Source organism: Nitrosomonas sp., from assembly GCF_040256045.1.
Classification (GTDB): Bacteria; Pseudomonadota; Gammaproteobacteria; order Burkholderiales; family Nitrosomonadaceae; genus Nitrosomonas.
Window position 1 is genome coordinate 1 of sequence record NZ_JBDZWD010000043.1, and the last position, 21,947, is coordinate 21,947.

Annotated in this window: 19 protein-coding genes; 11 read left to right on the forward strand and 8 right to left on the reverse strand. The window is 50.0% G+C overall.

Annotated features, from left to right (window positions below):
• Positions 1-173: 173 nt before the first annotated feature.
• Positions 174-2,261: an AarF/UbiB family protein gene (locus ABUL11_RS08485; protein WP_350283428.1), complete on the forward strand. Its 2,088-nt coding sequence runs from the start codon at positions 174-176 to the stop codon at positions 2,259-2,261.
• 13 nt (positions 2,262-2,274) lie between these two features.
• On the opposite strand, the gene ABUL11_RS08490 is transcribed toward ABUL11_RS08485, so the two are convergent.
• Positions 2,275-2,397: a hypothetical protein gene (locus tag ABUL11_RS08490; RefSeq protein WP_350283429.1), complete on the reverse strand. Its 123-nt coding sequence runs from the start codon at positions 2,395-2,397 to the stop codon at positions 2,275-2,277.
• A gap of 150 nt (positions 2,398-2,547) precedes the next feature.
• Between ABUL11_RS08490 and ABUL11_RS08495 the strand changes: the two genes are divergently transcribed.
• Positions 2,548-5,937, forward strand: coding sequence for an AAA family ATPase (locus ABUL11_RS08495; RefSeq protein ID WP_350283430.1), 3,390 nt, complete (start codon positions 2,548-2,550; stop codon positions 5,935-5,937).
• Positions 5,938-6,083: 146 nt separating this feature from the next.
• Here the strand turns inward: ABUL11_RS08495 and ABUL11_RS08500 are convergent, their stop codons facing one another.
• Positions 6,084-7,142, reverse strand: a complete 1,059-nt coding sequence (locus ABUL11_RS08500) for an AI-2E family transporter (RefSeq protein WP_350283431.1) — start codon at positions 7,140-7,142, stop codon at positions 6,084-6,086.
• Positions 7,143-7,202: 60 nt separating this feature from the next.
• On the opposite strand from ABUL11_RS08500, the gene purM reads away from it, so the two are divergent.
• From purM to ABUL11_RS08520, 4 genes are read left to right on the forward strand one after another with little or no spacing between them, the layout of a single operon-like run.
• The gene (purM, locus tag ABUL11_RS08505; RefSeq protein WP_350283432.1) at positions 7,203-8,261 is read left to right on the forward strand and encodes a phosphoribosylformylglycinamidine cyclo-ligase; all 1,059 of its coding nucleotides are present in this window, start codon (positions 7,203-7,205) and stop codon (positions 8,259-8,261) included.
• A gap of 11 nt (positions 8,262-8,272) precedes the next feature.
• A complete protein-coding gene (gene purN, locus ABUL11_RS08510; protein ID WP_350283433.1) occupies positions 8,273-8,905 on the forward strand; it encodes a phosphoribosylglycinamide formyltransferase in 633 nt (210 codons plus the stop codon).
• Entirely contained in the window at positions 8,902-9,627 is a 726-nt protein-coding gene (locus ABUL11_RS08515; RefSeq protein ID WP_350283434.1) for a DUF3108 domain-containing protein, read from the forward strand. Before purN ends, ABUL11_RS08515 begins: the two co-directional genes overlap by 4 nt.
• Positions 9,628-9,640: 13 nt before the next feature.
• Positions 9,641-10,900 carry an RsmB/NOP family class I SAM-dependent RNA methyltransferase gene (locus tag ABUL11_RS08520; RefSeq protein ID WP_350283435.1) on the forward strand — a complete coding sequence of 420 codons (1,260 nt, stop codon included), beginning with the start codon at positions 9,641-9,643 and terminating at the stop codon, positions 10,898-10,900.
• A 103-nt stretch (positions 10,901-11,003) separates the two neighbouring features.
• On the opposite strand, the gene ABUL11_RS08525 is transcribed toward ABUL11_RS08520, so the two are convergent.
• The 3 genes from ABUL11_RS08525 to ABUL11_RS08535 all read right to left on the reverse strand — a co-directional run bounded on the left by ABUL11_RS08525 (position 11,004) and on the right by ABUL11_RS08535 (position 12,502).
• A complete protein-coding gene (locus ABUL11_RS08525) occupies positions 11,004-11,240 on the reverse strand; it encodes a thioredoxin family protein (protein ID WP_350283436.1) in 237 nt (78 codons plus the stop codon).
• Positions 11,241-11,411: 171 nt separating this feature from the next.
• A complete protein-coding gene (locus ABUL11_RS08530) occupies positions 11,412-11,957 on the reverse strand; it encodes a glycine zipper family protein (RefSeq protein ID WP_350283437.1) in 546 nt (181 codons plus the stop codon).
• 14 nt (positions 11,958-11,971) lie between these two features.
• On the reverse strand, positions 11,972-12,502 hold the full coding sequence (locus tag ABUL11_RS08535; protein WP_350283438.1) for a hypothetical protein: 531 nt from the start codon (positions 12,500-12,502) through the stop codon (positions 11,972-11,974).
• A gap of 245 nt (positions 12,503-12,747) precedes the next feature.
• Here ABUL11_RS08535 and ABUL11_RS08540 point away from each other — a divergent pair, with 245 nt between their 5' ends.
• From ABUL11_RS08540 to ABUL11_RS08550, 3 genes are all read left to right on the forward strand, one after another.
• A complete protein-coding gene (locus tag ABUL11_RS08540; protein ID WP_350283439.1) occupies positions 12,748-13,467 on the forward strand; it encodes an EI24 domain-containing protein in 720 nt (239 codons plus the stop codon).
• Between the two features lie 99 nt (positions 13,468-13,566).
• Complete coding sequence (locus ABUL11_RS08545) at positions 13,567-15,291, forward strand: EAL domain-containing protein (protein ID WP_350283440.1); 1,725 nt, start codon at positions 13,567-13,569, stop codon at positions 15,289-15,291.
• A 143-nt stretch (positions 15,292-15,434) separates the two neighbouring features.
• Positions 15,435-15,896 carry an FKBP-type peptidyl-prolyl cis-trans isomerase gene (locus tag ABUL11_RS08550; RefSeq protein ID WP_350283441.1) on the forward strand — a complete coding sequence of 154 codons (462 nt, stop codon included), beginning with the start codon at positions 15,435-15,437 and terminating at the stop codon, positions 15,894-15,896.
• Positions 15,897-15,986: 90 nt separating this feature from the next.
• Here ABUL11_RS08550 and rsgA read toward each other — a convergent pair whose 3' ends face one another.
• Genes rsgA through ABUL11_RS08565 form a run of 3 tightly spaced genes read right to left on the reverse strand, consistent with a single transcriptional unit; the run spans position 15,987 to position 18,540 of the window.
• A complete protein-coding gene (rsgA, locus tag ABUL11_RS08555) occupies positions 15,987-16,934 on the reverse strand; it encodes a ribosome small subunit-dependent GTPase A (RefSeq protein ID WP_350283442.1) in 948 nt (315 codons plus the stop codon).
• Positions 16,931-17,272 carry a 4a-hydroxytetrahydrobiopterin dehydratase gene (locus tag ABUL11_RS08560; RefSeq protein ID WP_350283446.1) on the reverse strand — a complete coding sequence of 114 codons (342 nt, stop codon included), beginning with the start codon at positions 17,270-17,272 and terminating at the stop codon, positions 16,931-16,933. The genes rsgA and ABUL11_RS08560 overlap by 4 nt, the downstream gene beginning before the upstream one ends.
• A complete protein-coding gene (locus ABUL11_RS08565; RefSeq protein ID WP_350283443.1) occupies positions 17,272-18,540 on the reverse strand; it encodes a M48 family metallopeptidase in 1,269 nt (422 codons plus the stop codon). The genes ABUL11_RS08560 and ABUL11_RS08565 overlap by 1 nt, the downstream gene beginning before the upstream one ends.
• Positions 18,541-18,702: 162 nt before the next feature.
• Here ABUL11_RS08565 and orn point away from each other — a divergent pair, with 162 nt between their 5' ends.
• Both orn and glgP read left to right on the forward strand, forming a co-directional pair.
• The gene (orn, locus tag ABUL11_RS08570; protein ID WP_350283444.1) at positions 18,703-19,248 is read left to right on the forward strand and encodes an oligoribonuclease; all 546 of its coding nucleotides are present in this window, start codon (positions 18,703-18,705) and stop codon (positions 19,246-19,248) included.
• Between the two features lie 36 nt (positions 19,249-19,284).
• Positions 19,285-21,840 carry an alpha-glucan family phosphorylase gene (gene glgP / locus ABUL11_RS08575; protein WP_350283445.1) on the forward strand — a complete coding sequence of 852 codons (2,556 nt, stop codon included), beginning with the start codon at positions 19,285-19,287 and terminating at the stop codon, positions 21,838-21,840.
• Positions 21,841-21,947 lie beyond the last annotated feature (107 nt).

Here is a 21,947-nt window from a genome sequence, read left to right on the forward strand (position 1 = left end):
CATGACTCCATTCTCTCAAAAGTTGGAGCCTCCTCAAAACCCGGGGCGATTCAATGGTAATGTCAGACACCTAACAAAGTATCCAGAAGAAATTAGATTACGACGGTCTTATACAGCTACAATAATTAATCTTGTAATAACAATACCGCCCTTACTAATGGTTCATTGCGTTTATGAAAAATCCTCTGGAGGGTAGTGCCATACGGCGCGTGATGGTAGGCACCGACCGCTCCGAAACCGCCGACCAGACTGTTCACTGGGCCGCCGGGCTGGCAGATCGCTACGACGCAGAGCTATTCATAGTACAAGTGGTGGTACCAAAGTATCCATCCGCCACAGAATTCGGTGAAGCCGAACAAACGAGCGCTGTGGCTGCCAACAATGACCTGGCACACTTTGCGCGGCAGATTGCCGGGGATCGTGGCCATGCCTTGGTTATCATCGATGCTGATCCGGCATTGGCGATCGTCCGCGCCGCTGAGCAGGAAGCAATCGATGTTCTGGTAGTCGGCAATTTTGGTATGGCGAGTCGAAAAAAGTTTTTGCTCGGTAACATACCGAACCGCATCAGTCACAGTGCCCACTGTACCGTGATTATTGTAAACACTGCGCACTCTACCGATGAACGTGCATCGGACTCGGTGCGAGCTCACCTATCGAAAGGTGAAGTCCCATCTCCTGAGCCTCGACTGGTCGCGCGCGTTACGCATATCGCGGCCGTGATGGCGAAACATGGCCTCACAGAGCTGTTCAACCAATCCCACGGGCCGGATATATCCATCCGCTGTCAGCAGGCCAAGCGCTTACGTGCCGCCTTAGAAGAGCTGGGCCCGATATTCTCGAAACTCGGGCAAGTGTTATCAACCCGCCCGGATCTCCTCCCCGCCGAATACATTGAAGAGCTTGCTCTGTTGCAGTCCCACGTGCCGCCAATGAATGAGAGCGAGGTTGTCCGGGTTTCTGAACAGGAATTGGGAGTTCCGTGGGAGGATGTATTCAAGTCATTTGACCCGAAGCCTCTTGCCGCCGGCACAATCGCTCAGGTTCATCGTGCGGTACTCGAAACCGGTGATCGGGTCGTAGTCAAGGTTCAGCGACCCACCGCTCGGGCGGATATCGAACAAGATCTCGCTCTGCTCGAAATGTTTGCGGAAAAAGTCGGGAAACGTCCTGCGCTCAATCAGGTGATCGATATGGAAGCGGTATTCAAACACCTTTCCACCTCGCTCCATCGTGAACTCGACTTCCGCCAGGAGGCTGACAACATCGAACGGATGCGGGGAGTACTCGCAAGCTATGATCGCCTTGCCGTACCCAGCGTACACTGGGATCTGTCCACATCCCGATTATTAGTGATGGAAGAGATCCAGGGCATTCCGATCAAGCAGGCGCCGGATGGTCCAGAGCGTATCCAGGCTGCTCGCCAACTGCTGGAGAGCTACTACAAACAGATCATCGTCGATGGTTTTTTTCATGCCGACCCCCACCCAGGCAATCTGATGTGGTGGAAGGATCGCATCTATTTCCTCGATTTCGGAATGGTTGGCGTGGTAGGAGCCGATCTCCGCGAGCATCTTTTGCTAATGCTGATGGCTCTGTGGCAGGAAGACGCCGGGTTTCTCACCGATGTCACACTAATGATGACGAATGCCGTCAATAACAGCGATCTCGATATAGCCCGATTCCAGCGCGAGATTGGGGAGGTGATGGCAAAATATCGCGCTGCCTCGCTTGCCGAGATGCAGATCGGGCCGCTTCTGCAAGAAATGAGTACGGTCTCATTACGGCACAGGGTGCCCCTACCAGCTTCGCTCACGCTCGCCACCAAGGCACTCGCGCAGGTACAGTTGGCAACTGCCGAGCTCGACCCGGCACTCGATCCTTACGATGTAGCAGGCAAGTACCTGATGCGCCTGATGGTCAAACGCATGGGTGCCGCGCTCAATCCAAAAACATTCGTGTATCAATCGCAGAAATTGAAAGTACGGGCTCTGCGCGTGATCGAGGCGGTCGAAAACCTCGTCGGCGCCCGCCCTGGCGGCCCAAAGCCCGTGGTGAACTTCAGGGCCACTTCGCTGGAGGACATCGTACGTCACACGGGACGACGGCTGGCACTCGGCCTGACCGCTGCGGCAAGTGTCCTGGCCAGCGGACTCACGACCACGTCGACGGTTGTTGCCGAGTGGGTGCCAGTAACATTCGGGGTCGTCGCAGGTCTGCTGACTCTTGGTCTGGTTATCGATCTGCTGCGAGGGCGTTGAAGATAAAAATAGTTTACGATGCAGGGTTATTCAGCGCCGAAGACTTCGTGCCACTGCGCTTGATTGAACGCAACACGGCTTTCTCAAGCAGGTAGGCAATGATCATCATTACCATACCTAGCAATCTGCGTTCCATTTTCCGAATCAAAGACCTTTTAGGGATCGTATTCATGGAAGTACCGTTTATCACAGGTTTATATCAATTGAAGAACACGATTTGCAATGTATAACTTGCTGTGCTTAATACTATTCATGACGGACCGGATACCTGCCATTGACGTTGTCCATGATGAATGATCGTGTATCAGCGTGGTTGGACAGCCTCGGTCTCAGTATATATCACGAGTCATTTGAGCACAATGCGATCACCTGGGATGTTCTGCCCGAGCTGAATGAAGGTGATCTGAAAGCGCTGGGTGTCTTACTGGGACATCGGAAAATACTTTTGCGCGCGATCGCTCAATTGTCACAGAACGCTGTAATAGGCCCGGGATCTATGTCCGCTGGCGTCACTCCGGAAGAACAACCCTCCCCTCCCGAACGAAATCAGGCAGAACGTCGCCAATTGACGGTGATGTTTTGTGATCTTGTGGATTCGACAGCACTGTCTTGTCGGTTGGACCCTGAAGACCTCCAGGATGTAATCCGGCGATTTTTAGATGCCTGTAGCCAAGCGATTAGCCGACTCGATGGCTATATTGCAAAATATATGGGGGATGGGATGCTGGCTTATTTTGGATACCCTCATGCCCACGAAAACGATGCAGAACGAGCGGTACATGCCGGCCTCGCTATTTTGGACACAGTGAAGGCGTTTAATCTGGATAATTCCCATCCACAGCTCAGTATTGCTGCACGAATCGGGATCGCAACTGGTCAAGTCGTAGTCGGTGAGCTAATTGGGCAGGACACTGCCACGGAACGGTCAGTGTTCGGTGAAACTCCGAATCTCGCCGCCCGCCTTCAGGCGCTGGCTAAACCCGGTCAATTAATCATCGATCTGGCGACAAAACGGCTTGTCGGAAATGAATTCGAGTTCCTAGATCTTGGCGTTTCCTCGCTGAAAGGGTTCGACACACCTGTTCAAGCCTGGCAGGTTCTGAGTATCAAACCATCGGCCAGCCGGTTTGAATCCTATCGATCCAGCCAATTAGCCAAACTCGTAGGCAGAGAACAGGAGATTTCACTCCTGTTGAGTCGTTGGCGCGAAGCCGTCGATGGCGAAGGACAAGTCGTGCTCCTGAGCGGTGAGGCCGGTATCGGAAAATCGAGAATTGCCCGCAGTTTGTGTGACCACCTCACAGATGAACGACACCAGACGATTCAATTTCAATGCTCACCATACCATACCAATACAGCGCTCTATCCCGCGATCAATTTTCTGCGGCAGGCAGCAGGATTCACAAGTCAGGACAGCATCGAGGCACAACTGAACAAACTCGACGCCATGGCCGCCGAAAATGGGATCGATAACCCGGAAACAGTTTCACTTCTGGCGGATTTGCTCTCGATCCGTGGAGATCATCGTCCCCCCCCGCTCGATGTGTCATCCGAGAAACGCAAGGACATGACGCTGGAAGCATTCGTGCATTATCTACAAAAACTGGCCGATCGCTGCCCACTGTTGCTCACGGTGGAAGATGCCCATTGGCTTGACCCAACAACGCTGGAACTCATGACACGAATCATTGGCCGCATCCGGCAAATGCACGTGTTGTTGCTGATCACATCCCGACCCGGCTTCAAGCCGGTATGGGCGGAATATAGTTACGTGACGTCTCTGACACTCTGTCGACTTCCACGCCGACATAGCGCTGAACTCGTTGCGACGATAACGAGAGGAAAAGTGCTGCCACCCGAGGTGCAGCAGGCAATTCTGGCTAAGGCCGATGGCATACCTCTCTATATCGAAACGCTGACGGAAAATGTGCTTGGATCCGGGTTGCTGACTGAGGGGAACGATTCATTTACCCTGAAGGGCCCGCTAAAGGTGCCTATTCCGGACAGTCTGCAAGCCTTGCTCATGGAGCGAGTGGATCGGTTGGGGCCATCCAGGGAAATTGTCCAGGCTGGTGCAGCAATAGGACGCGAATTCACCTATGAGTTGCTACAGGCCACCGTTGAAATGCCGGACAACGAATTGAAGAACGCACTTGATCTGTTCGTCGCTTCCGGACTCGTCCTTCAGAAAGGTGAAATCCCTCTTGCCACGTACTACTTCAAACATGCACTGGTTCAGGAAGCTGCCTACAGCATGCTGCCCAGGAAACCCCGGCGAGCACTGCATGCCCGAATTGCCAAAGCTCTGGAGAGCCGATTTTCCGAACGGGTAAGCATGGAGCCGGAACTCCTGGCTTATCATTATGAACAAGCTGGATTGCCCGGTCCGGCCATTGAATATTACTATCGTGCAGCTCGTCACGATGTAGAACAATCAGCCAGTATCGAAGCGCTCAATCATTTTAATCAGGCACTGGAGTTGCTCAAGGAACTGCCGCAAGGTGCGGAGCGCGATGCCCTGGAGTTGGAACTCCTGCTTGCACGCGGAGCCCCATTGCTATCCGTCAAAGGATATGCATCCGAGGAAACAGAGCATAATTATCGAAGAGCCAGGGATTTGTTACAGGAGCACAGCAGTTCTGTGCATCAGTTTCAGGCCATTCGGGGATTATGGGTCTTTCATCTGGTAAAGGGACAGCTCGCCAATGCGCACGATCTGGCTGAAGATCTCTTCGTGCTGGCTCAGCGCGAGCAAAGCCCGGAGCTGCTGATTGAAGCTCACCATGCTTTGGGAGCGACCTATTTCTACCTTGGCTGGTTTGACGAAACCAAAACCCATCTGTTCGCCGCAAAATCGCTGGATGATTCGAATCAACACCGCTCACGGGTCTTCTTCTACGGCCAGGATTCCGGAATAACCTCGCGGATTCTGCTGGCCAGGACATTATGGATATTGGGTGAAGTTGATCAAGCTGGAACGCTGGCGTTGGAGACGATGGACATGGCGAGAGAGTTGGAACACCCATTCACTCGTGTTTTTACTCTCATTTTCCTTGCCTGGATCTATTCCGGTGCCCGCAATTCGGAGAAAACGCTGGAAATCACCAATGAAGCGATCGCGATTTCAACACAATACTCATTTGAACTGGGGTTGGCGTGGGCGACTGCCTCGCAAGGCTGGGCGTTGGCCGACACCGGGCAAGAGGAAGGTCTTGCCAAGTTAATTAACGGGCTTTCCGCCACCCGAGCCACAGGAGCGCGTATCCACGACACTTGTACCTTGGCGTTGCTGGCGGAAATCTATTTACGTAGAAATAGAATTGACGAAGGCTTGGCTGCTATTGAGGAAGCGCAGAAACTTGCTGTCACTGGGGGAGCATTATTCTGGCAAGCGGAATTGTTTCGACTGAAAGGCGAACTGCTGCTGGGACAGTCCGGCGAATCAATCCAGGAAGCAGAAGAGTGTTTGTATGAAGCCTTAAAGATTGCGCAGGATCAGCATGCCACAATGCTTGAACTTCGAGCCGCCACCAGCCTGGCTAAGCTTTTGGGAAAACTTAATAAAGTGGATAGTGCCAAACGCATCTTAAATGTTGTGTACTCCAGATTCAACGAACGTGTCGACAACCTCGACTTGATTGAAGCGAAAACAGTTCTTGAACAACTTAGTGTGTGAAATCGCTGCTGGAGCTCCAAGACGAATCCAACCCGGTTGGTCTGCAACAAAACAACCAGATCAGTTAATGATGAAGTGGAAACATGCTTAAAAAGTCATCACAGCAACTGCAACAAACTCTGTAACTGTACACACCACACACACCATCATTCCTTCATCGTTTCCATATATTGCGCGTGCAGATGTCGGAGCAGGACGAGCAAAACTGCACTGATCGGCAGTGCCAGCAAAATCCCGATAAAGCCGAACAATTGGCCGAAAGCGAGTAATGCAAAAATCACCGCTACCGGGTGCAGACCGATACGTTCCCCCACCAGCCGAGGAGTAATCAGCATGCTTTCCAGCAGCTGTCCTGATCCCACCACTACCCAGACTGCGATTACACTACTCCATTCCTGAAATTGTGTGATGGCTGCAAAGGTTGCCAGTGCAAGCCCGGTAATGGTTCCCAGATAGGGTACGAATACCAGAATCCCGGACATCAGTCCGATCGGCAAGGCAAATTCCAGTTTGACCAACCATAACCCTGTTACGTAGTAGATGCTCATGATGGTGATGACCGCTGTTTCCCCGCGCATGAATTCGGCCAGTACATCATCGGTTTCCTTCGCCAGCGTAAATACCTGTTTTTGCCAGACGGGTGGAATCAGCTCACTCATTTGCCTGATCAGGTTATTCCAGTCACGCAACAGGTAAAACAACACAACCGGCACCAGCACCATATTTATCAGGAATGTGAGGAGGATCAGGCCACCGCTTTTCAGCGAAGGCAGCATTTGTGCAGCTACGCCCCCGGCACTTTTCCAGTGGTCCGTCAGCATCTGTTTGAGCGAGGCAATATCGATCTGAAGCTCGACATTGAAATTATCTTCCAGCCATGGAATAAACTGGTTCTTCACCAGATCGAGGAAAGACGGGATTCGCTCAACCAATCGTGAAACTTCTTTTTCGAACAGTGGAAACAGAATCAGCGCCATGGCGATGAATATTCCCATCGTCATGAGCATCACGAAGATCGTGCTCAGGGTTCTGGGAGTTTTTCTGGCTTCGAGCCAGGTAACCAATGGATTACAGATATAGGCAATGACGGCCGCCAATAAAAAAGGAGTCAGAATGGGACTGAGCAGATAGATCAGTACACTGACCACACCAATAACTGTCAGGTACCAGAAGAGACGGGAATCCGGGGAATATTTGTCGTTCATTTACGGTAAAATCATACCTCAAAAGCTTGCACTCTAGCCTTAACACTGTGAGAACTCAACTTGACTGCATCCAACCCTGCAAACCCTGATAAGAACCCGATTTCCTACCGCTCATCCGGTGTGGATATCGATGCCGGAAATCGTCTGGTGGAAAGGATCAAACCATTTGCGCGGCGCACCATGCGCCCGGAGGCGCTGGGAGGTATCGGAGGATTCGGGGCATTATTCGAAATACCCGGAAAATACCGACAGCCAGTGCTGGTATCGGGCACGGATGGTGTAGGCACCAAACTCAAGCTGGCTTTCCAGTATACGCGGCATGCAACCATTGGTATCGATCTGGTTGCGATGAGTGTGAACGATATTCTGGTACAAGGTGCTGAGCCACTGTTTTTTTTGGACTATTTCGCCTGTGGCAAACTGGATGTAGAAATTGCCGCCCAAGTGGTTCAAGGAATTGCACGCGGCTGTGAAGATGCCGGTTGTGCGCTGATCGGCGGCGAAACGGCAGAGATGCCCGGTATGTACCCGGAAGGAGAATATGATCTTGCAGGCTTTGCTGTCGGCGTGGTGGAAAAAGATCGGATCATTGACGGTTCCGGCATCAGAGAGAACGATATCGTACTGGGAATTGCCTCGAGCGGTCCGCATTCCAATGGGTTCTCATTGATCCGTAAAATTCTCGATCTGAATACAGTGCAACCCGACACTCATCTTGGTGAAACCAGTCTTATCGATGCGCTTCTGGCACCGACCCGTATTTATGTAAAATCCCTGCTGGCGTTGATAGCAGAATTGCCCGTCAAGGGATTGGCACATATTACCGGTGGCGGATTACTGGAGAACATTCCGCGTGTTCTGCCCGACAGCATCATGGCGCATATCGACGGCAGCGCCTGGGTGCGCCTTCCCCTGTTTGACTGGCTGCAGCAACATGGCAACGTGGCCAGGGAAGAAATGCTGCGTGTTTTCAATTGCGGCATCGGTATGATCGTGATCATTGCACCGGAACATGTTCAGACTGCCATCGAAATTCTGCACAACGCGGGTGAAACCGTATGGCAGATCGGCGAAATCAGACCTCGTCAATCCGGGACACCACCCATTGTCATTGCCTGAAGGAAGGCAGCATGAAATCAGTGGTCATCCTTATTTCCGGTCGCGGCAGCAACATGCAGGTATTACTGGAAGCCGGATTACCGGTCGCAGCGGTGATCAGCAACAATCCAGCAGCAGAAGGATTGGTGTTTGCTCAGGTCCGTGGTATCCCGACTCAGGTAATCGATCATCGTACGTTTCCCGACCGGAAAGCATTTGATGCCGCGCTGGCGGAAACCATCGATACCTATCAACCTGATCTGGTCGTCCTGGCCGGTTTCATGCGCATTCTGTCGGAAGCATTCGTAGATCATTACCAAGGCAGGCTGGTCAATATCCATCCTTCCCTGTTGCCGGCATTTTCCGGGCTGGATACGCATACACGCGCATTGCAGGAAGGCGTCAAAATCCACGGCTGCACGGTTCATTTCGTTACATCGCAACTGGATCATGGCCCTATCATCATCCAGGCTGCCATACCAGTGTTAACTGATGACACGCCGGCAACGCTTGCCGCGAGAGTACTCACTCAGGAACATCGTATTTACCCGCAGGCAGTGCAGTGGTTCCTGCAAGGGCAATTAAGGCTGGTAGAAAACCGTGTCGAAATCACGACAATCAGTAACAGTCAGGACGTTTTATATTCACCCGGGATCGAGCCATGAAATTACTGTTATCCATCGCCCTATTCTTCTGGATGAGCGCAATCGCTCAGGCAGAAAATTTACCTGAACGCATCGATATCGAATATGTCCTCACTGGCAGTATCGGGCAGGGCAAGGCGCACGAAATACTGCGCGTGCGGCAGGAAAATGGTGTCCAGCACTACACCATCGATAGCGAAGCTTCAGCCAGTGGCATTCTAAAATTGATCAAGCGTGGCAGTATTCATCGCCACAGCGAGGGCATAATCATTCCGGACGAGGGAATGAAACCGTTGCGGTTTACAGATCAGCGTGGTGAAAAACCGGCACGTGAAGTCGAATTCGACTGGAGCGGGCAGCGTATCATTTATCGCCGCAAAGGCCAGGAGATGATGGAAAACCTGCCGAGTGGAACACTCGATGAATTAAGCCTGGCCTATCATTTCATGTTCACTGCCCTTCCCAAGCAAACAGTGGTTGTACATGAAACCGATTACCGCAGTCTGCAAACAATCCGCTACACCGTTACCCGGGAAATGCTGGATACATCGATAGGCAAACTTGCCACGATCGTACTTACAAAGCAGCGAGAACAGAATGATCCGTTCAAAAAGAAAATCTGGCTCGCAACGGATCATCATCTGCTGCCGGTACGCATTATTTCTACCGAAAAACACGGGCTGGAAGTCGATCAGATCGTCACGAAAATCAACTACTCACCGCTGGTAAATTCTGCACAGTAACACATCCAAATTTATGCGACTGACACCCGAACGACTGGATCTGCTGATTGCTGCCGTGCGCAAGATATTGCCTCTGCCAGCTCCGGCAGATGTGCTGCTGCGACAATTCTTTCAGGATCACCACCAACTGGGCCAAAATGACCGGGGCATGATCGCGGAAGCTGTATTCGGGATACTGCGACGCCGTTTCTTTCTGGAAAAACTGGCAGGGAAAGCAACTGCTCGTGAACTGGTACTGGCTTATCTGACCAGGTTTCAGGGCATGAATCTGCGGGAACTGGCCCCGCTCATCCGGGAAACCGAAATCAAATGGATCCAGCAAATCAAGGCAGTCAAACTGGAAGAACAGCCCCTCTCCATCCGGGCAGAATTTCCGGAGTGGTTGGTGGAAAAACTGCAGAAACACCACTCGAATGAAGAAATTTTGCGCCTCGGCCAGACGCTGCAGCAGCCAGCTCCGCTGGATATACGCGTCAACAGCCTGCTCGCCAAACGTGAAGAAATATTAGCTGCATTGGAACAGCAGGGAATTGAAGCACAGCCCACCCCTTTTTCTCCTATCGGGATTCGTATTACCGGGAAACCGGCAATCAACCGGAATACGTTGTTCCTCTGCGGAAAAATTGAAGTACAGGACGAAGGCAGTCAACTTCTCGGATTTCTGCTCGCACCCAAACGAGGTGAAATGGTAGTGGATTTTTGTGCAGGTGCAGGCGGCAAAACATTGCTGCTCGGTGCGATGATGCATTCTCGCGGCCGTCTATATGCTTTTGACGTTTCTGAGAAACGGCTCAACAATCTCAAGCAGCGTCTCAAACGCTCGGGATTATCCAATATCCATCCACAACGTATAGATAGTGAGCGAGATACCAAACTAAAACGACTGGCAGGAAAAATTGACCGGGTAATGGTTGATGCACCATGCAGTGGACTTGGCACTTTGCGCCGCAATCCGGATTTGAAATGGCGACAAAGCCCGCAAAGCATTGATGAATTGCAAAAGAAGCAAATGGCCATTCTCACGGCAGCAGCCAGTCTGCTCAAACCGGGAGGCCGTCTGGTTTATGCCACCTGCAGCCTGTTACCGGAAGAAAATCAGCAGATTGTCGAGCATTTTCTGGCAAATCATCCTCAATTCTCCACTCTCGACTGTGGTGAACTGCTAGCACAACAAAAAATCAGTCCGCCTGATACCGGGCAGTTTTTACAACTTTCACCGCTTTACCACAACACCGACAGCTTTTTTGCTGCTGTGCTGGAGCGCTCGGTATAACACCGGGCCTAGAAAACCAAAAAGGGGCCTTTTCTTTTAAGGCCCCTTCAAGATGCAAGCAATAACGTAACGTCAGCCGCTTGCAAGGTAAATTATTTTCTTGTTATTTCAAATCGTCGATACCGGCACCGAAATTGATGTGGAATGCCGCACCGTCAATAACGAGTGCTGGAACCGATTTCACACCAGCTTTCTCAGCTTCAGCGATACGTGCTTTATCCGTACCCAGATGAACACTTTCGACCGTATATTTTGAAGGATCAATAGCGTTGGCGACGGCCTGTTCAGCAGACACGCATACAGGACAACCCGCATGATAAAAAATAGCTTTTGATGCCACGTTTTTCTCCTTGACGAAAATTAATCAATAACGACATTCCTTGAATGTGGAAACTTGCTGTTACCGTTCGAAGCTAATAAGTAAACTTCGATCCTCTCCAAGAAACCCGCAGCTTGATTTTAACACATTCACTCAATGTAATTATATTCAAAGGTTTGCCGATGTCATGCCTTAGTAAGGAGGGGGCGGAGGAGGAGGGCCTGCGGGTGGAGGCGGGATATATCTGTCCGACGAAGACGGGTTGGAAGTCACCCCCTGGCCCATATTACCGCCCGACCCTTCGATCAAGCCGGCAGAAACCGGCACACGATGGCCATTAGCATACATACACTGAATATAGGCAATATCATAACGTTCCTGACTGATGGAGCCTGAAGATTGCGCGCTACCACTGCCTGCCAACCCTCCTCCCAGTAATCCCATACCTGCACCAACAGCTGCCCCGCGCCCGCCACCCAGCGCAGCACCTGCTGCAGCGCCCAGAGCAGCACCAAGGGCAGCACTTTCCATACCACTGGAAACTGCTGAATTCTTAGGAGTCTCATAATTAGTCTGTTGATTGGCAAACTGGCGGCATAAATAATCGTCGCCGCGGAACTGATCAAAATTTTTACCAACACCCGGAAGTACCATAACGCTCGGCCCAAGCGGAATATTCACACATGCCGCAAGGGATACTACTACTGAAAGAACGATCAATCTGGAAAAATAGTGCATTACATACTCCTGCATTATTGAGCGGGTCGGGGAGGTATTTTTATCCACTCACCCGGACAGCGTTCTACTTTCGGATAATAACCGGCCGGATTCTCACAATAGTACCAGTAATTCGTAACGGTCGATTCGGGAGGGGGAGGTACCAGTCGGGCGGGTTGCTGCTGAATATAAACCGGTGGATCAGGTGGTATGACCACGGTTGGAGGATAGTAAACAGCGGGAGGATAAGCTGGCCAGTAAAAACGGCTAGCCGGATAACCATAATTGTAAGGTCGGTAATAAGGCCGACGGTAATAAGAATACGGCCGTCCGTAGCCGAAGCTTCCATAGATCCCGACATTGTTGCGAGGATAATTGTAATAGCCGTAAGATCCGAAAGTACTCGTCAGGCCAATACCCACGGAAAAGTTTCGTTTGCCTGAATAATGGCCATGCGAGCGATTGTAGTATCCATGCGAATGCCTGTGGCCATAGCTCCAGGAAATATCACTTGCTATCATTCCAGCCAGAATCAGAGACAGATGAAACCAGTTCAGCCTTTTCACTCATTACTCCTCATATCCGTGGTACATTTATTTCGAGATCCGCTCGCCGTGTTGTTACTTAGGCTGCATCCTCTGATAAAGGTTTCATAAACTACCCAGTATACGCGCTCTGAAAAGGAACATGGATGCACGGATATTGCTGGCGAAAACAGAAAGATATCTGCATCCTCCTGACCAGAAACGGTGGCGTACCTTTTTACTTTGAATCACAAATTTCCTGATAACTGATCCGGGGAGATATTTTGATGTCTGGATTGTTTAGTGCGCTTGCACGCGCCTCGGCTAATCTTCTCAACCCGCGCATGCTGTGGCTGTGGAGCTGGCCAATGCTGGTATCGGCCATTTTCTGGTGGCTGATCGGCATGTTCTTCTGGACGCCACTGTCTGGTTGGGTATTGACCGTCATCCCGGCAGACACACTTCAAAACTGGCTGGAATCTTCGCGTCTGCAAGCCATTGCCGATAGCGTGGAGAACATCATCAATATAATCATTTTTGTGACATTGGCAATCACCACGAGTCTGGTGATTACCGCACTGATCACCATGCCGGCTCTGGTCAACTTTGTAGCGAAACGCTACTACCCTGACCTAGCCAGAATGCAAGGCGGAACAGTCAGGGGCAGTCTGCGCAATGTGATTTCAGCAATAATAATTTTTTTCTCCCTCTGGATAATAACCATTCCCTTGTGGTTCACCGGAATCGGTCTGCTTGCCCCCCTGCTGGCTGCTGCCTATCTGAACCAGCGGTTGTTCTTCTACGACGCACTTTCCGAACATGCCAACAGCGCCGAGCTGGACAAACTGTCTTACACAGACCGGCTGGCACGCTGGAGCCTGGGATTTCTGACAGGTCTGTTGCAATTTGTACCTTTCTTGAATTTTTTCGCACCCACTCTGACTGCCTTGGCTTTTACACATTTTGAACTGGGCCGATTGGCAAAATTGCGTCATACAGCTGCCTGATCATCATGTAAACTTTACTTTCTCCCTGTTTCTGCTGCAAAGTAAAGTTTTTACCGGTTCGGCCGATACTGAAAGATATCACGCCAGGAAAAATCTGAGATGCCATACGGAAAACTGAGACTTCTGATCGCCGGTCACTCTAAAGCTGATGCAGAACAGTTATCTGCCGATTTCAGCCGTAATGGAGTGCAACTCACTTATCTGCATGTAAACAGCCTGTCTGATGTCCGGTCAGCACTGGATACATCCAGCTGGGATGCAATTATCTCCGAATACTCGATGGTTGGATTTGATGCCATGCAAGTAATGAATCTGCTCAAAGCCCGCCATCATATAATTCCCTTTATTCTATATACCTCGGTAACAGATGAGCAGGCGGTACTCCCTCTGTTGCGCAACGGAGTAAACGATTGTGTGACAAAAGGGCATTCAACGCAGCTCATGCTGGTGATCAATCGCGAACTTGAATACATCGATCTGAAACGCAGAAAACGCCAGGCCGATAGCCATATTTACCGCATGACTTACTATGATGAACTGACCGGTCTGCCCAAACATAACCTCTTTCAGGAGAAAGCAGCATCATTGCTGATGGATGATGTCATGAACGATAATATGATCGCTGCGGCTTATTTCATCGATGTCAATCGCTTGTCACATATCAATAGCAAATATGGCTACAGTATTAGCAACAACCTGATACAGCAACTGACCAGCCGGTTATCCATCTATTCCGATAAGACCGCTATCCTGGCACGCATCGAAAGAGGCAATTTCGTTTTCCTCAAAACTGGCCTGACCAGCGCCGACCAGGCACAGATCTTTGCCAATCAGTTGCTGAAACTCGCCACGACACCTTTCATCATCAATCACCTCGAGTTTTATATCACTCTGAATATAGGAATCAGCCTCTATCCACGTGATGGTCGGGAAATCGAAGTACTGCTCGCCAATGCAGAAAATGCACTGTTTTCCACTAAAAGAACCTGGCCTAATACTTATAAATTCTATACGGGAGAAATGGGAGAAGCTTTCTCACAAAAAACCAGGATCGAGCAATCATTACAGCACTCCATCGATGACAAGGAGTTTATTCTGCATTACCAGCCGGTGATCGATCTCGAAACCGACAGTATTATCGGGGCTGAAGCACTGGTCCGATGGCAGCACCCTGAGCTGGGATTGCTTGCACCGGATAAATTCGTTCCCCTGGCGGCCGAATCCGGCTCCATTATCAGAATCGGCAAACGAGTATTACATGAGGCGTGCAGACAGGCTAAATGCTGGCAGGATAGCGGTCATGGCCCCACTTTCATTGCGGTCAATATCTCTGCCATAGAACTGGATCAGCTCCAGTTAATCAAGCACGTTGCAGAAGCGTTACATACAACAGGGCTCGACCCTGCCAGGCTGGAGCTGGAAATCAATGAATCCGTACTGATGCAGGATATCGATGGAAGCATCAGAGTATTGAATGAATTAAAGGAAATGGGAATAAGTGTTGTAATGGATAATTTTGGCACCGGTTATTCATCTTTAAATTATCTGCGGCGCCTGCCCGTTGATACCATCAAGATCGGCCAGTCACTCATTCAGGACATTGCCAGCAAATCTGACACTTCTGTGATCATCACAGCCATTGCTGCACTGGCGCGGAATCTGGGCATGCAAATACGTGCAAGTGGTGTTCAGTCGCACACACAACTGAATTTTTTGCAGAAAGCAAACTGCCATCACGTCCAGGGCTTCCTGTTCAGCCCTCCCGTTTCAGCAGAGAATTTTTTACCCCTTATCGAGCAACGCGAAACCCGAACCTTTGCATAATCCTATTTTCGAAGCATCCTTGACCGGCGGAAATTGCTTTATCATTTCTGTTGTCCGGCACAGCACCAGGCGGGCAGACAAACTTTACCCGTTTCACCTTACCGGATTGGCCAAGTTATAAACGATATTTTTCAGGGGTAATAATGATCAACATAAAGAAACTATTGGTTCTCGTATTCTCGGGGTGGCTGTTTTTATCCATAAGTACCCAGGCTGCCGAAGGACAGGCAACACCACATCACGCAAATACCGCCGATGTCACCACACTGGAAAAAATAGATACCCAGGTTGGTACAGGTGAAGAAGCGGATATTGGCAAAACTGTCAATGTGCACTATACAGGCTGGCTGTATGATGCCGCTTCCGAAGGTCACAAAGGCAGAAAATTCGACAGCTCCTACGATCGTGGAAGTCATTTTTCATTTCTGCTCGGAGCCGGGCGGGTCATCAAAGGATGGGATCAAGGAGTTCTGGGTATGAAGGTGGGTGGAAAACGTACTCTGATCATCCCCTCTTCCATGGCATATGGCTCACAGGGAGCCGGGCGGGTTATTCCCCCCGATTCAGCACTGATATTCGATGTGGAATTGGTCGGCTTGGAGTAAGTAGTTAAAATACAAACCCGGCAGCAAAAGGAAAGTACGTCACTTTCCCTGCCGGTTTTTACATTAATGGCCGTACGACATAAAATCCGATCAGGCTCTTTTACTTGCTTCCATCCACGGGTGAATCTTCTTCAGGCTTTTCACCAGTTTGTGATAGCAAGCAACCCGCCATGAATTAAACCTCCCTTCCTGAGCTGCTTGCAGCAATTTACAACCCGGCTCTGCAATATGCTGACAATCACGGAATTTACACTGCCCCAGAAAAGGGCGGAATTCGATGAATCCTCGGGCCAGCGACTCTTCATCCAATTGTTGCAAGCCAAATTCCTGAAAACCTGGAGAATCGATGATGCTGCTGTCGGCATCGAGATGAAAAAGGCGAACATGGGTGGTCGTGTGTCGCCCACTATCCAATGCATTGGAAATTTCTGCAGTTGTCTGCTGCGCCTGTGGAACAAGCGCATTGAGCAACGTCGATTTGCCTACACCGGATTGCCCCGCCAGAAGACTGGTCTGCCCGCTCAATAGCGGAATAAGTGGCTGAACAGAAGTTTTCGCACTGATCTTCAGTACAGGATACCCCAGCTCCTGATAGGACATCAGGTGATGTGCGACAACCTGCGTATGTTCATTCTGTTCGATCAGATCGATCTTGTTCAGCAGAATGAGTGACCTGATTCTTTGGCTTTCAGCAGCAATCAGGCAACGATCAAGCAGTTCCAGATTACAACTGGGAACAACTGCCAGTACAAAGATCAACTGTGTAGCATTAGCTGCGATCAGTTTTTCACGAAAGATTTCACTGCGATAAAAAAGGCTGGTGCGCGGCAGGATAGTTTCAATGACCCCCTGATCACCAGCCGCAGGAAGAATTTCAACTTCATCGCCGCACACGACTCCTTTTTTCTTTCCGCGTACAACACAGGAGTAAACAGTACCCCTTGCAACTTCAACCTCAAAATGACGGCCGTAAGCCGCAATCACCCTGCCGGTCAGGGACGTAGCTGTTTTCTTCCTGTCAGCGAACTCGACACTCAAGATTTGAATAGCATGTCAACTTTTGCTGCACAGATGAAATCATTTTCTGACAATCCACCGATGGCATGCGTCGTGTATTCGACATGACACCGGTCATAGCCGACCATCATATCGGGATGATGATCCTCACGGTGAGAAACCCAGGCAACAGCGTTTACAAAAGCCATAGTCTGATAATAATTCTTGAAGGAAAAAACCCGGCTGATTTTGTTATCTGTCAGTTGCCAATCCTGCTGCAACTGTTTCAGCAACTTCTCAGCCTCTTCTTTCTCCAATGGAGGAATTCCTCCTTCGCACGGCTTACATTTCCGATCAGTCAGGTCACATACATTAGTCATCATACCTCAGCTCCTGTCGTAATCAATTTCTTGAGATGAGCAACCCGGATTGCCGCTGGGGGGTGTGAATCATAGAAAGCCGAATGCAGCGGATCGGGCGTCAGCGTAGCAGCGTTGTCTTGATACAGCTTGACCAGCGCCTGAATCATGTCTGCGGCGGAAGCCTGTTCAGCTGCGTACTCATCCGCTTCGAATTCGTGTTTGCGTGAATAAATGCTGGACAGCGGATGCAGCAGAAAGGTAAATACTGGCATTACCAGGAAAAACAGCAGCAATGCCATGGCGGTTGAGGGCACGGCAGTCACCTGAACACCCAACCCCTGATAAAACCATGGCTGCTGCATCAGATAACCCAGCATCCACAGGAACAATAGACTGACTGCAAATGACAGCACAATCCGCTTGATAACATGATGACGTTTGAAATGGCCCAGTTCATGCGCCAGCACCGCTTCAACTTCCCCAACCTGCAGACGGTTCAGCAACGTATCGAAGAACACGATGCGCTTGGTTTTACCAAAACCGGTAAAATAAGCATTCCCGTGACTACTGCGGCGAGAACCATCCATGACGAACAATCCACTGGATTCGAAACCACATTTTTGCAACAGATTTTCAATACGGGTTTTGAGTGAATCGTTTTCCAGTGGAGAAAATTTGTTGAACAACGGTGCGATCCAGTTAGGGTAAACCGCTAGCAGAAACAGATTGAAACCTATCCAGATCAGCCAGGTATAAAACCACCAGTTATCCCCCGCTTTCTCCATCAACCACAGGACACTCAGCAGCAGTGGCGCCCCCAATAATGCTCCGAGCACATACTTTTTGACGAGATCAGCAAAAAACATGACTCGAGTCATTTTGTTGAACCCGTATTGCTGCTCGATTACGAATGTGCGGTAATAACTGAAAGGGATTTCAACTATACTCAGCAGAGCGACTACGCTAAAAATGAGCGCCATCCCGTGCCACAGCGAATCACTAAACCAGTTGTCCCAGAAACCTGACAGCCACTCCAACCCGCCACCCAATGTAAACGCCAGCAACAAGCCGGCATGAAGCAGTATACCGGGGAAACTCAGGCGTACTTTGGCACAAGTATAATCTGCCGCTTTCTGATGAACAATTAAATCAATCTGCGAGACAAATGCTTCCGGAACCTGATTGCGGTGTGCCGTTATATAGCGTATATGCCGGACAGCAAGCCACAATTGAGCCAGCGTAGTTAATATCAATGCAAAAATAAAAACAAGGGTAAAAGTGTGCATAAAACCCTCTGAAAAATTAAGTTCCTGAAATATCATACGATCAAAATTGTATCCTCTGCACCTCCTTACCGGAAAACAGAGGAAAATAGCCTGGTTACGGCGAGTATACTTGTATGTGACACACTCCAACTCTGAAAATTCACGCAACTGATATTTTGAATTATGGCGCAAGACAGTAACAACCTGATCTGGATAGACATGGAAATGACCGGTCTGAATTCAAGTACAGATCATATTATCGAAGTTGCACTAGTCATCACGGATGCGCAGCTCAACACCCTAGCAGAAGCACCAGTACTGGTCATTCATCAGCCGGATGACATTCTTGACGGAATGGATAAATGGAATCAGTCCACTCACGGCAAATCCGGTCTGATCGACAAAGTCAAAACCTCGACCCTGAGCGAACTTGAAGTGGAATCACGCATGCTGGCATTTCTGGAGCTTCACGTCCCGCCCGGTACTTCACCCATGTGCGGGAATTCCATCTGTCAGGACAGGCGTTTCCTGGCGAGATTCATGCCAAAACTGGAAAGCTATTTTCATTACCGCAATCTGGATGTCAGCACGCTCAAAGAACTGGCAAAGCGCTGGAAACCTGAAATCATCCAGGGATTCAATAAACAGGGCAAGCATGAAGCTCTGGCCGATATCTACGATTCGATAGAAGAACTCAAATACTATCGTCAGCATTTATTCAATATCTGAAAAACTCTGTATTGATCTGTAACGGGAGCCAAATGAATGACTCAACGCACCGCATTTACCTTGACCGTCAACCCCAAGATACCCGAACGTCTGTCTCGATTGGAAGAACTGTCGAATAATCTCTGGTACAGTTGGGATCGCGCCACCCGCGCGCTGTTTTCCCGGCTTGATCCACAATTGTGGGAGGCTGTCGGACACAGCCCCAAAGCTTTTCTCAGGCGAGTAGATGAATCCTTGCTGCTCCAGGCAGCAGAAGATCTGACTTTCCTCAGTCACTACAATAGCGTTCTGTCTATTTATGACTCATATCATTCGGAACCTTCCCGCTACCAAACCATCGACGGAATCGAAGCACGCGATCAGGTTGCGTATTTCTGTTTTGAGTTCGGCTTTCATGAAAGTCTGCCGGTTTATTCGGGGGGTCTCGGTATTCTGGCAGGCGATCATTGCAAAGCAGCAAGTGATTTGTGTCTGCCTTTTGTGGCAGTAGGATTGCTTTATCGGCAAGGCTATTTTTTTCAAACCATCGATGGCCAGGGCAATCAGCAACCTGTTTTCTGCGATTCGGATTTCGAGGATCTGCCGGTAAAACCGGCGTTGCATGAAGATGGCTCAGAAATTCGGATATCGGTTCGTTTTCCTGGCCGAATTGTCACCGTCAAAGTATGGCGAGCTCAAATCGGACACGTCAGTTTATATCTGCTTGATACCGACTTGCCGGACAACTCTGAATATGATCGTCTGATCACACATCAGCTTTACGGCGGAAATAAAACCATGCGTATCGAGCAGGAAATCATCCTCGGTGTAGGCGGTGTAGCTGCATTGAGAGCAATGGGCATTAAACCGACGATCTGGCATAGTAATGAAGGTCATGCCGCCTTTATGATGCTGACGCGTGCACTTGAACTCGTACGGCAAGGACTGGATTTCGACAGTGCAACGGAAGCCGTCGCGGTCAATACCATTTTTACTACTCATACAGCAGTCCCGGCAGGCCACGACCATTTCCCGGAAGACATGATGCACCATTATTTCGAGGATTTTTATCACGAACTGAAAATTTCCCGGGAAGAGTTCATGGCGCTTGGCCACACTTCAGGTAATCATGATTTCAACATGACTGCGCTGGCAATCCGTATGTCACGCATGCACAATGGTGTCAGCAGAATCCACCGGGACGTTTCCGCCAATATCTGCCGCGATATGTGGCCACAAATCGAGCCTGAAGAAAACCCGATTGATTACGTTACCAACGGCGTCCATGTACCGACATTTTTAGCGCAAGAGTGGGCCGATCTGCTCGATCGTCGACTTGGCCCTCAATGGCGCAGCAAGCAACATGCTCCCGAATTCTGGTCACGCATCCATGATATTCCCGATCATCTCTTCTGGAGCGTGCGGCAGAGTCTGAAATCACAGATGTTTTATGGCATTCGGGCGCGTCTGACCGAACAGAATTTACGCAATCACGGTTCCGAAGCTCATCTCGAACGACTACTCAGATTTGCCGACCCGATCAATCCGAATATATTGACCCTCGGTTTTGCGCGCCGCTTTGCTACCTATAAACGAGCAACATTACTGTTCCAGGATCTCGACTGGTTACGCAAACTTCTGCTCGATCCAGCCAGGCCGGTTCTACTGATTTTTGCCGGCAAGGCCCATCCGGCCGATCTGCCCGGTCAGGCCTTGATTCGCCATATTTATCAGGTTGCAGACATGCCGGAATTCAGGGGGCACATCCTGCTGGTGGAAGGATATGATCTGCGTCTTGCCCGGCGGCTGGTATCAGGCGTTGATGTCTGGCTCAACAATCCGATCTACCCGCTGGAAGCCAGCGGGACATCAGGCATGAAAGCCGGCATCAATGGCACACTCAATCTGAGCATACTTGATGGCTGGTGGGGAGAAGGCTACGACGGTAAAAACGGCTGGGGAATCAAACCCGTCTCCGAAAATATGGAAGATTCATTACGTGATGCTGAAGAAAGCCGGTCTTTCTACGAAATTTTGCAAGATCAGGTCATTCCGCTTTACTACGACCACAGCAAGTTCGGCTACTCGGTGGAATGGGTCAGAATGGCTAAAAATTCAATGGCCTCTCTGTTACCGCGTTATGGAACCGAACGAATGGTGAGAGAATATGTTCAGAAATTTTACGCACCTGCCAGCCGGCAAGGTACTGGCTATAGTCAGGATGATTTTGCAATTGCCAAAAGCGTTGCTGCCTGGAAAACACGAATCAATACAGCATGGGATGGCGTAAGCATACGACGACTCGACACGCCCGGCAAGCAGCTCGAATTTGGCAGCACTGCGCATTTCAAGCTCGCAGTAAAGTTAAACGGCTTGAAACCAGAAGATGTGGTTGTAGAGCTGCTACTCTCCTGTCAGTACAATAAAATCAGGCTCAGTCAATTCAAACACTTCCCGCTGGAATGCACCGGCACCCTCGGATCGCACGAACATCAGTTCGAACTGAACCATGTACCGGAGTTGTGTGGCAGACAGCAATATTACCTGCGCATCTACCCCTATCACCCCTTACTGACCCATCCCTTGGAGATGGGTAAAATGATATGGTTGTGAGTGCGAGAGGTGGTAATCCCTGCACCATAGCAGTAGTTACGACAACATTAGCAACCTGAGTTCGGGATAAGCCCTCAGGGTTGAGCCAAGCTATTGACTCTGGTCAG

Bases quoted from the DNA above. Each gene is read 5' to 3' on its own strand.
- ABUL11_RS08485 (WP_350283428.1), top strand. From the start codon at position 174: ATGAAAAATCCTCTGGAGGGTAGTGCCATACGGCGCGTGATGGTAGGC.
- ABUL11_RS08490 (WP_350283429.1), bottom strand. From the start codon at position 2,397: ATGGAACGCAGATTGCTAGGTATGGTAATGATGATCATTGCCTACCTG.
- ABUL11_RS08495 (WP_350283430.1), top strand. From the start codon at position 2,548: ATGATGAATGATCGTGTATCAGCGTGGTTGGACAGCCTCGGTCTCAGT.
- ABUL11_RS08500 (WP_350283431.1), bottom strand. From the start codon at position 7,142: ATGAACGACAAATATTCCCCGGATTCCCGTCTCTTCTGGTACCTGACA.
- purN (WP_350283433.1), top strand. From the start codon at position 8,273: ATGAAATCAGTGGTCATCCTTATTTCCGGTCGCGGCAGCAACATGCAG.
- ABUL11_RS08515 (WP_350283434.1), top strand. From the start codon at position 8,902: ATGAAATTACTGTTATCCATCGCCCTATTCTTCTGGATGAGCGCAATC.
- ABUL11_RS08520 (WP_350283435.1), top strand. From the start codon at position 9,641: ATGCGACTGACACCCGAACGACTGGATCTGCTGATTGCTGCCGTGCGC.
- ABUL11_RS08530 (WP_350283437.1), bottom strand. From the start codon at position 11,957: ATGCACTATTTTTCCAGATTGATCGTTCTTTCAGTAGTAGTATCCCTT.
- ABUL11_RS08540 (WP_350283439.1), top strand. From the start codon at position 12,748: ATGTCTGGATTGTTTAGTGCGCTTGCACGCGCCTCGGCTAATCTTCTC.
- ABUL11_RS08545 (WP_350283440.1), top strand. From the start codon at position 13,567: ATGCCATACGGAAAACTGAGACTTCTGATCGCCGGTCACTCTAAAGCT.
- ABUL11_RS08550 (WP_350283441.1), top strand. From the start codon at position 15,435: ATGATCAACATAAAGAAACTATTGGTTCTCGTATTCTCGGGGTGGCTG.
- ABUL11_RS08560 (WP_350283446.1), bottom strand. From the start codon at position 17,272: ATGACTAATGTATGTGACCTGACTGATCGGAAATGTAAGCCGTGCGAA.
- ABUL11_RS08565 (WP_350283443.1), bottom strand. From the start codon at position 18,540: ATGCACACTTTTACCCTTGTTTTTATTTTTGCATTGATATTAACTACG.
- orn (WP_350283444.1), top strand. From the start codon at position 18,703: ATGGCGCAAGACAGTAACAACCTGATCTGGATAGACATGGAAATGACC.
- glgP (WP_350283445.1), top strand. From the start codon at position 19,285: ATGACTCAACGCACCGCATTTACCTTGACCGTCAACCCCAAGATACCC.